We start from the raw sequence: 8,777 nt of genomic DNA on the forward strand, positions 1-8,777 counted from the left end.
CTTCGGTGGCTGCCGAGCCGGCCGCGCCGGCGGGCAGGGTGGCGTTCCAGTCGGCGTCGGCCGAATCGAGTTGCAGCGTGCCGGCCTGCAGCTCCTTCAGTTCGAGCGAGCCTTGTGTGGTCAGCGTGCCGCCCGCGCCCGCGCCCGCGCCCGCGCCGCCGAGCAGGGCGGCACCGAGGCCGCCTTCGACACGGGCATCGAGTTGCGCTTGACCGCTCAGCGGGCCGAGCCCGAACAGTTCGGCGAGCGGTGCCAGACGGGCCAGCGCCGGGGCATCGAGCCGGACACCGAACTGCTCGCCGCCGGGCGCAGCGCTGCGGCCTGCGGGCACCTGCAGTTGCAAGGTGAACTGAGCGGCGTTGCCGGCGGCCCCGGTCTGACCTTCGGCGTTGAGCCGGCCGCGGCCATCGGCTTCGGCCTGCAGCGTCAGTGCCACCGGCTGGCCGGCCAGCGCGCTGTCGGTGAGCTCCGCGCGCAGCGTCCCGTTCAGCCGGGCGAGCATCGCGGCGGCATCGGCTGCGTCGGCGGGGACGCGGGCCTTCAGGTCGACCTGGCCGTTGAGGACGTTTTTGGCGCGGCGCCAGGCGGCGTCCGGCTCGCCGGGAAGCCACAGGCGGGGGTCGAAGGCGGCCAGTTTCAAGGCGGCTTCGCTGTCCCAGGCGTTGCCGACGCGGCGCGCGCTGCCTTGGCCGTCGAGCCGCGCCGCGCCGGCGCGGGCGCTGAGCGACTTCAGCACGATCTGGCTCGGGGTCGCGCTGCCGTTCAACGCGAGCTGCACTGCGTCGCGCAAGGGGCCACTCGCTTGCTTGCGCGCGGCACCGACCAGCGCGCCGGTGATTTTGGTGTCGAACTCGAGTCGGCCGAAGGCGGGTGAGGGCGCGGTCGAAGGCGGGATCGGCGGGACAGCCGCAGACGCAGGAGCAGCAGGAGCCGTCGGAGCAGCAGGGCCCGCCGCATCCGGCGTGTGCTTCAGGCGGATCGGGCCGCTCAGGCGCAGCGGTGGCGCACGGCGGTCGAGCTGCTGCAGCAGCACGCCGTCGAGCGAGAGCTCGACCGCCCCCACGCCGCCGTCGATCCGGCCGCTGCCCTCGAGTTGCCCGGCCGGCGTGCCTGCGTCGCCGGCGAGTTGCACGCTGGCGCTGTCGATCTGCCAGTCGGCCCCTTGTCCACTCGCGCGCAGTTCGAGCTCGCGCACCGGCACGCGCTGCTGGTCCCAGCGCCCGGGCATCGTGTTGGCGATCTGCGCGCGCACCGACAGCGGCGCATCGGCGGCGAGCTGCAGGACTGCGCTGCCGGTCAGCGCGGTCGTCGGCGCCTGGGGAGTGAAGGGGGCGAGCAGGGGGGCGAGGTCGAGTTGCGCAAAACGCGCGTCGAGCTGCGACAGCGGCAGCGCCGCGAAGGGCGTGACCTGCGCCTTCGCGTTCAGCCGTTGGTCCTGAAGCTCCAGGGAAGCCGTCACGTCGAAGCGCTCGAGCGGACCGCCGGCGGCGACCTGCAGCACGAGCCCGCGCGCCCATTCCGGCAGCGCCGTGGCGCCCGGCCCTGCGGGTGCGGGTTGCGCGTCCGCGGCGTCCGCGCGCACCGCCAAGCTGGAGCGCAAACTCATCGGCGAGTCGGCGTCGATGTGGGCGCTGCCCTCGGCGAGCAGGCCGTTCCAGCGCAGTGCGAGGGCGTCGATGCGGTGCGTGGCGCCGGCTTCCAGGTGCGCGGTCAGGCCCTTGATGGGCGTCGCAAGGCCGGGCAGCCGGAGGCGATCGATGCGCAGAACGTCGACTCGCGCCGTTGCCGGCAGTCGAAGGCTCCGGGGCGGCTCGGGCGCGGGGCTCGGCTCGGTGCTGGGCGTGGTCTCGACGTCCAGCTGCCGCAGCGCGATGGCTCTCGCCTCGACGTGCACATAAGGCGCGCGCAGTTGCCACCGGCCGAACTGCAGGCCCTCGATGCGCAGCCCGTCAACCCGCACTGTGCTGTCGCCGGTCTGCATCGAGGCGCGGTCCAGCATGAACTCCGCCTCGGCGCCGAGCAGCGCGCCGCGCGAGTCCCCGACGGTCAGCCCCGGCACCCGCTCGGCCACTGCCTGCAGCCACCAGCGGGTGCCGCCTTCGGTGTGCAGCGACTGCCACGCGGCACTCAGCGCGGCCACGAGCAACAGCGGCAGCAGCACGAGCAGCGCAACGACCAGCCAAGGCCAGCGCCGACGGCGCCGGGCCCGCGGCGTCGTCGCGGGCGGCTCGCTTCGTGCGGGGCCCGTGCGGGGGGACGGCATGCCGGGGTCGGCCTCTCGGACCATCAGAAGGTCGCCCCCACGCTGATGTGCAGACGCACCGAGCCGACCTCCTGCCCGTAGGCCAGATCGACACGCAGCGGCCCGATGGGGCTGCGCCAGCGCACGCCGACGCCATAGCCGAAGACCGGCTCGTAGTCGCCCCAGTCGTTCGCGGCGTTGCCGGCATCGATGAAACCGGCGCCGTACCAGTCGCGCCAGTCGCCGGAAAAGCGGCGCAGCACTTCCACCGTGCCGGTGGCCAGCACCGGCCCGCCGACCACCGCGCCGTCGCGCACCGGGCCGAGCTCGCGGTAGCCGTAGCCGCGCACCGAGTTGTCGCCGCCGGCGCGAAAGAGCAGCGCGTCGGGCACGCCGAGCGAATCGCGCTTGATGACCTGGGCGACCTCGCCGCGGACTTGCAGGAGCCAGGGTCGCGGCAGCGGCTGAAACCAGGTGCCCTGCAGGTACAGGCGAGCGAAGGGGCCGCGCTCGTCGTCGTCGTCCAACGCGTAGCCGGCGCCGGCCTGTGCGCTCAGGATCAGGCCGCGGGTCGGGAAGACGATGTTGTTGACGTCGCGCCGCACCCATTCGTAGTTACCGTAGAGCGCCTTGTTGGTGGTTCGCCGCGTGTCGGTTTCGAGCGTGGTGCGAATGAACTCGAAGTAATAGAGGCGGTCGATCCGCTCGGTGGCGCGCGTGCGGCCCAGGCGCGCCCGCTGGGTGTCTGTGCGGGCGCCGCCGGCGTCGAGCGTATCGGCCTGCAGCGAGAACAAGTTGCTGTAGCCGTTTTCCTGCGGATAACCGAGCAGGTCGAAGCCGGCCAGGCGCTCCTCGCCGCCGACCTGCAGGCGCGCGGAGGCCACCACGTCCTGCCCGAACGGCCGGCGGTGCGTGTAACCGAGTCCGAAGCGCGGGCCCGTGTTGGTGGAGTAGCCGATGCTCGTGGTGGCCGACTGCAACGTGTTCTCGCGCAGGCGGGCCAGGACCACCGCTTCGCCGGCGCGTGCGGGATCGAGGTCGAGCTCCACCGCCACGCCTTCGTAGAGGTTCGTGCGCTGCAGCGCTTCCTGGTAATCGAGCAGGATTTTTTCGGAGTAGGGGTCGCCGATGTTGAACGGAATGAGATTGCGCGCCACGTCTTGCGGCGTGCGCTCCAGTCCTTCGATGCGCACTTCGCCGATGCGAAAGAGTGGCCCGCTGTCGATGACGAGCGAGAGCCGCACGGTGTTGTCTTTCGCGTCGACCTGCGCGCCGGTGCCCGCGTAGTCGGCGCTCGCGTAACCGCGCGAGCGCAGGCTGGCCAGCAGCGTGTTCTTCGCTCCGGCCCATGCCGCCTGGCTGAAGGCCGCGCCGCTCTTCAGCGGCCAGCGCGCCTGCAGGCCGCGCCAGCGTCGCTCGAGGGCCGGGTCGCCGGCCTGCAGAGCCTCGGCAAAGGCGCCCTGCATGTCGAACTGGACGCGGCCGATGCGCGCCTGCGGGCCGGGATCGACCTGCACCTGCACCATGGGCGCACCGCCAGCCGGGTCTTCCACGCGCCGGGCATCGATCTGAGCATTGAAATAGCCCTCGGTCTCGAGCAAGCTCTTGGCCTGGGCCGGCGCGGCGGCTATCAGCCGGCCGATCTCGACGTCGGAGATGTCGGCCTGTTCACGAAAGCGCGCGAGATCGAGGTGACGCACGAGCAGCTTGCGCAGTGCGTCGGGCCCGCGCACTTCGAGGCCGTAGGCGTGCTTGTCGTCGGCGCGCAATGTCGTGACGCCGGAGTCCGAGCCGGAGCGCTGGGGCTCGGCCGATTCCGTGTGGCTGTCTTCTGTGCCTTGCTCTGCGGATTGCGGCCCGGTCTGCGCGCTGGCACCGGGTGCCGACAGCGCCGCAGCCAGCAACATCAGCAGCCCGATCAGCGCGGGCACCGCCCCTCGGAGCCGCGTTGCTTGATGCATCGCCGGCGCTGCGCTCACTTGCTCAGAAGGCGCATCGCACCTTCGAGCCCGGACAGCGAAAGAGGGAACATCCGCTGCTGCATCAGCTGCTGGATCACGGCGATGCTCTGCCGGTAGCCCCACACCCCCGGCGGCTCGGGATTGATCCAGGCGTACTTCGGGAACGCGTGCGTCAGGCGCTGCAGCCATTCGGCGCCGGGCTCATCGTTGTCGTATTCGACGCTGCCCCCGGGCTGCAGGATCTCGTAGGGGCTCATGGTCGCGTCGCCCACGAAGACGAGCTTGTAGTCGCGGTTGTACTTGCGGATCAGGTCCACGGTTGCCAGCTTCTCGGCGTGGCGGCGGCGGTTGTTCTTCCACACGAAGTCGTAGACGCAGTTGTGGAAGTAATAGAACTCGAGGTGCTTGAACTCCGACTTGGCCGCGCTGAACAGCTCCTCGACGCGGTGCACGTGCTCGTCCATGGTGCCGCCCACGTCCATCAGCAGCAGCACCTTCGCCTTGTTGTGGCGCTCGGGGATCATTCTGATGTCGAGCAGGCCGGCGTTGGCCGCGGTGCGGTGGATGGTGTCGTCGAGATCGAGCTCGAGTTCGCTGCCTTCACGCGCGAAGCGGCGCAGGCGGCGCAGGGCGAGCTTGATGTTGCGCGTGCCGAGCTCGAGGTTGTCGTCGTAGTCGCGGTAGGCGCGCTGCTCCCAGACCTTGACCGCGCTCTTGTTGCCGCCGGCTCCGCCGATGCGGATGCCCTGCGGGTTGTAGCCCGAGTTGCCGAAAGGCGAGGTGCCGCCCGTACCGATCCATTTGCTGCCGCCCTCGTGGCGCTCCTTCTGTTCCTCGAAGCGCTTCTTCAACGTGTCCATCAACTCGTCCCAGCCCATCTTTTCGATAGCGGCTTTCTGCTCGGGCGTCAGCTCGCTTTCGAGCGTGCGGCGCAGCCAGTCGAGCGGAACCTCGCGGCTGAAATCGGCGACGAGCGCCACGCCCTTGAAGTAAGCGGCGAAGGCGCGATCGAAGCGGTCGAACAGGGTCTCGTCCTTGACCAACGCAGTGCGTGCGAGGTAGTAGAACTTGTCGACCGTCGGGCCGCCATCGTCATCGATCACACCAGCCTGCAAAGCTTCGAGCAGCAGCAGGTACTCCTTGATCGAGACCGGAAGCCGAGCCGAGCGCAGCGTGTAGAAGAAGTCAATCAGCATGGGGCCCAGCAGCGGCGAGAAACCTGTCGGAAGATTGTGGCGGCGCCTCCGCGCCGAGCGCGGCGTAGGGCTTGCCTGCCCTGAGGGGCAATCAGTGCGCCCGCGGCTTGTCGAGCTGAAACCGCAGGTGAGCGCGCACCGTCGACCATTCGGCCGCAGTGATGCTGTAGACGCAGGTGTCGCGCAGGCTGCCGTCGGCCATGCGCTGGTGGCTGCGCAGCACGCCGTCGAACTTCGCGCCCAGGCGCTCGATGCCGCGCCGGCTCTGCTGATTGAAGAAGTGCGTGCGGAACTCGACGGCAATGCAGCCCAGCGTCTCGAAGGCGTGCGAGAGCAGCATCAGCTTGCACTCGGTGTTGAGCGCGCTGCGCTGCACGCTCGCCGCGTACCAGGTGGAGCCGATCTCGACGCGGCGGTGCTGCGTGTCGACGTTCATGTAGGTGGTCATGCCGACAACACGGGCGGTGGCGTCGAGCACCGTGAAGGGCAGCATCGAGCCGCTGGTCTGCAAGGCCAGCCGTCGCCCGATCTCCGCGCTCATCGCTTGCGGCGACGGGATGCTCGTGTACCAGAGCTCCCACAAGCTACCGTCGCGCACCGCCTCGATCAGCGCCGCCTCGTGCTCGTGCGCCAGGGGCACGAGCCGTGCGTGCCGACCGTTCAGGTCGATCGGTTGCAGCCAGCGGTCATTCGCGCTCACTGGGGCACCCTAAGCGCTGCGCTCGGTCCCGTCGAGCGGGAGCATGAGCGTTTGGGACAGCCCGGCGCGGTCATGGGATCAACGGTTGCGGCTTTGCATGAACACGAGCTTCTCGAACAGGCTCACGTCCTGCTCGTTCTTGAGCAGCGCGCCCAGCAGCGGCGGGATCGCCACCTTGTCGTCCTGGCTCTGCAGGGCGGCGAGCGGAATGTCTTCCGCGACCAGCAGCTTGAGCCAGTCGAGCAGCTCGCTCGTCGAGGGCTTCTTCTTGAGACCGGGCAGGCCGCGCACGTCGTAGAAGCTCTTGAGCGCCGCAGCCAGCAACTCGCGCTTGAGGTTCGGAAAATGCACCTCGACGATCTTCTTCATCGTCTCGGCTTCGGGAAACCGGATGTAGTGGAAGAAGCAGCGGCGCAGGAAGGCGTCGGGCAGTTCCTTCTCGTTGTTCGAGGTGATGAACACCAGCGGCCGGTGGCGCGCTTTGACCAACTCGCGCGTTTCGTACACATGGAACTCCATGCGGTCGAGCTCGCGCAGCAGGTCGTTCGGAAACTCGATGTCGGCCTTGTCGATCTCGTCGATCAGCAGCGCGGTCGGTTGCTCGGCCGTGAAGGCCTGCCAGAGCACGCCCTTGAGGATGTAGTTGTTGATATCCCTGACGCGCTGCGAACTCTCCGCGTCGGACAGTTGGCTATCGCGCAGGCGGCTGACGGCGTCGTATTCGTACAGGCCCTGCTGCGCCTTGGTGGTGGACTTGATGTGCCATTGCAGCAGCGGCAGCTTCAGCGCGGTGGCCACCTCTTCGGCCAGCATCGTCTTGCCGGTGCCGGGTTCGCCCTTGATGAGCAGCGGGCGTTGCAAGGTGATCGCCGCATTGACGGCGAGCATCAGGTCGGGCGTGGCGACGTACTGATCGGAGCCGTGGAATTTCATGGTCGGAGGAGCCAATTTGCATGTGTACGGATGAGCTCATTCGAGTATAGGGGCCCCCTATAATCCGCGGCTGATTCAACCTATCGCAGGACCATGAAGCTTCTCTTTTCCGCGTTGATCGCCGTGCTGGCAATGACTTTGCATCCTGCGACGCAGGCTCAAGGCATCAGCGGCGACGCCGCCGCCGGCGAGAAGAAGAACGCCATGTGCATCGGCTGCCACGGCATCAAGGGCTACCAAGCCAGCTTCCCCGAGGTGCACAAGGTTCCGATGATCGCGGGCCAGAACGCGGCCTACATCGCCGCCGCGCTCACTGCCTACAAGAAAGGCGACCGCAAGCATCCGACCATGCGCGGCATCGCCGACACGCTGAGCGAACAGGACATCGCCGACCTCTCCGCGTACTACGCGGCTCAAGGCGGACCCGTCGCCCAGACGCCGGCCAAGCCGGAGCGAAACCCGGGCCCACTGGTTGCGGAGCTGCTGAAGAAGGGCAACTGCGCGGCCTGTCACGGCGAGAATTTCAACCAGCCGATCGACCCCAGCTACCCCAAGCTGGCCGGCCAGCACGCCGACTACCTCTACGTCGCCCTCAAGGCTTACAAGGACAACGCGAACGTGGTGGTCGGGCGCAACAACGCGATCATGAGCGCGCAGGTCAAGCCCTACAGCCTGAAGGAACTCGATGCCCTGGCCGACTACATCGGCTCGCTGCCCAGCGAGATGAAGACGGTGCCGCAGTCGAAGTTCAGGTAAGACAACCGAGAACCCCCGCGCCGAGCCGCCCGTCCGCAAGGTCCGGCGGCTTTTTCACGACCGGGGCATGCCGCGCTGCCGAAGGCGAACGGGGGGCTGGCACTATCCTGCAGCCTTGCCGGAGCATCGAATCATGAATCTACTGAGCCGCCATGGCCGGAAGCGAATCGCCGCCGCCCTTGCCCTGTTGTGCATCGTTGCCGTCTCGGTGCCGCTGCAGGCCCAGACGCTGCGCTGGGCCAGCCAGGGCGATGTGCAGACCCTGGATCCGCACTCGCAGAACGAGTCGCTCACCAACGCTGTCAACGGCCAGGTCTACGAGTCGCTCGTCAACCGCGACAGGCAGCTCGCGCTCGAGGGGGTGCTGGCCACCGAGTGGCAGCAGGTGAGCCCACTGCTGTGGCGCTTCAAGCTGCGCCCGGATGTGAAGTTCCACGACGGCAGCCCTTTCAGCGCCGACGACGTGCTGTTCTCGGTGAAGCGCGCGCGGGCCGGCAGCTCCGACATCGCGGTATATGCCCTGGCGCTCGGCGAGCCGAAGAAGATCGATGCGCTGACGGTCGAGTTCGAGCTCGCGCAGTTCAATCCGGTGTTCCTCGAGCATGTCTCCACCGTGCAGATCATGAGCAAGGCCTGGAGCGAGAAGCACGGCGCCGCCGAGCCGCTCGACTTCAAGAACCGCGAGGAGGGCTATGCCTCACTGCATTCGAACGGCACCGGGCCGTTCATGCTGGTGTCGCGGCAGCCCGACGTGAAGACCGTGTTCAAGCGCAACGCGGCGTGGTGGCGCAAGTTCGAGGGCAATCTGCAAGAGGTGGTCTACACGCCGATCAAGAGCGACGCCACGCGTTCGGCGGCGCTCATTTCCGGGCAGATCGATTTCGTGCTGGACCCCGCCCCGCAGGACGTGCCGCGGCTGCGCCGCACCGAGGGCGTCAAGGTCATCGACGGCCCGGAGAACCGTGTGCTCTTCATCGGCATGGACCAGG

6 protein-coding genes and 1 pseudogene are annotated in these 8,777 nt (G+C 68.5%); 2 read left to right on the forward strand and 5 right to left on the reverse strand.

Annotated elements, in window-relative coordinates; translation table 11 throughout:
* The 5 genes and pseudogenes from H0W38_RS10265 to H0W38_RS10285 form a co-directional block, all read right to left on the reverse strand.
* A pseudogene (locus H0W38_RS10265) lies at nucleotides 1-2,263 on the reverse strand (hypothetical protein); the annotation flags it as partial.
* Between the two features lie 23 nt (nucleotides 2,264-2,286).
* Nucleotides 2,287-4,173: an autotransporter assembly complex family protein gene (locus H0W38_RS10270; protein WP_292453538.1), complete on the reverse strand. Its 1,887-nt coding sequence runs from the start codon at nucleotides 4,171-4,173 to the stop codon at nucleotides 2,287-2,289.
* 44 nt (nucleotides 4,174-4,217) lie between these two features.
* Nucleotides 4,218-5,399: a VWA domain-containing protein gene (locus tag H0W38_RS10275; protein WP_292453541.1), complete on the reverse strand. Its 1,182-nt coding sequence runs from the start codon at nucleotides 5,397-5,399 to the stop codon at nucleotides 4,218-4,220.
* Between the two features lie 91 nt (nucleotides 5,400-5,490).
* Nucleotides 5,491-6,099 carry a GNAT family protein gene (locus H0W38_RS10280; RefSeq protein ID WP_292453544.1) on the reverse strand — a complete coding sequence of 203 codons (609 nt, stop codon included), beginning with the start codon at nucleotides 6,097-6,099 and terminating at the stop codon, nucleotides 5,491-5,493.
* A 78-nt stretch (nucleotides 6,100-6,177) separates the two neighbouring features.
* Nucleotides 6,178-7,032: a MoxR family ATPase gene (locus tag H0W38_RS10285; protein WP_292453547.1), complete on the reverse strand. Its 855-nt coding sequence runs from the start codon at nucleotides 7,030-7,032 to the stop codon at nucleotides 6,178-6,180.
* Nucleotides 7,033-7,164: 132 nt separating this feature from the next.
* On the opposite strand from H0W38_RS10285, the gene H0W38_RS10290 reads away from it, so the two are divergent.
* Complete coding sequence (locus H0W38_RS10290) at nucleotides 7,165-7,788, forward strand: c-type cytochrome (RefSeq protein WP_292453553.1); 624 nt, start codon at nucleotides 7,165-7,167, stop codon at nucleotides 7,786-7,788.
* 133 nt (nucleotides 7,789-7,921) lie between these two features.
* Nucleotides 7,922-8,777 (forward strand): ABC transporter substrate-binding protein (locus H0W38_RS10295; RefSeq protein WP_292453549.1); only part of this gene is annotated, 856 nt, incomplete at its 3' end.

The sequence above is a fragment of the Methylibium sp. genome, from assembly GCF_013817365.1.
Lineage (GTDB): Bacteria > Pseudomonadota > Gammaproteobacteria > Burkholderiales > Burkholderiaceae_C > Methylibium.